The 1,101-nt window shown below is 36.6% G+C and carries 2 pseudogenes; one reads left to right on the plus strand and one right to left on the minus strand.

Features of this window, described 5'->3' with window-relative positions:
- Positions 1-253, minus strand: a pseudogene (locus tag J4P91_RS28675) (serine hydrolase domain-containing protein); the annotation flags it as partial.
- A gap of 561 nt (positions 254-814) precedes the next feature.
- Here J4P91_RS28675 and J4P91_RS28680 point away from each other — a divergent pair.
- A pseudogene (locus J4P91_RS28680) lies at positions 815-1,101 on the plus strand (serine hydrolase); the annotation flags it as partial.

Genomic DNA, 1,101 nt, shown 5'->3' on the forward strand with positions numbered 1-1,101 from the left:
TTCCACCCTCAGAAGTTTTAGCAAGTATCCCCGGGTATCCAAGTTGCAATGTATCCCGCATTGCTTGCTTGACGGAATTACGATCTCGTTGAGTACTTGTTTGTAACGAACTAGATACATTTTGAGTGGGCTCTGCTTTTACAATTGAGGTTGGTGTTGTGTATAACAGGGAACTTCCAGCTATTAAAAGGGCCAGACTTGCACATGTAATTTGACTACGTGTTTTCATAAGGTATTCCTCTCCTCTATTCATATTGTATAGGTGGTTGCTAGCTAGCTGCTTCATACTAACCACACAGCTATCATCTCTACCAATGACAAAAGGTCAACATTGAATTTGTAATTATGTTCCTAATTGTTATTTTTACAAACGCCATTGTGTCCTATCAAACGGTAAATCCCTCTTTTTCCACATGTATGTTAACCGCAGAAATTACTTCTTTTCCTTAAAACACTCTTGTTACTGGTTTGTTTTTCATATATAGGTCATACCTGTTTCCCCTTTCACGCCTCTTTATATTTTTATCATACACAATGAAAATCTCCCCTCCTCATTTATTGTTAATGCGTTAAAAACTGCTCTTTGATTCTAAGTGTTTTTCTGTCACATACGGTAGTGTCAAAATGTCATGATTTTTATGACATAGCTATTAATACAGCCGTATCCCACTCAATTTTTGTTGTTCTTTATAAATATGACAAAAGTTCACTATCGACTATGACTCGCCGCTTGCTACACTCTGTTCATACGCTAACGAGCCGCTAACTCGTTGTGCTAACAAAAAATTTCAATCAAATAAAGGAGTGTACAAAAATGAAACAAGCAATTAACAAACTGGGGATCGTTGCAATTCTTCTTTCTTCTTCAACCATGATTTCTGCGTGTTCCCAACAATCATTAGAAGCAGGAAAATCAAAACCATCGGCATCCACGACTAATATCCAAATGACGAATGGACCTAATAATAAAAAAGAAATAGAATCTTTTGCTGATCCGTTATTTGAAGAAAAAATGAAGAAGTACAATGTGAACGGTTCTAGTTTTGTCGTCGTTCATGATGGAAAGGTCGTTGTCAATAAAGGATATGGATATGCCGATAA

The sequence above is a fragment of the Bacillus sp. XF8 genome (assembly GCF_017498755.1).
In the GTDB taxonomy this organism is placed as follows: domain Bacteria; phylum Bacillota; class Bacilli; order Bacillales; family Bacillaceae_G; genus Bacillus_A; species Bacillus_A bingmayongensis.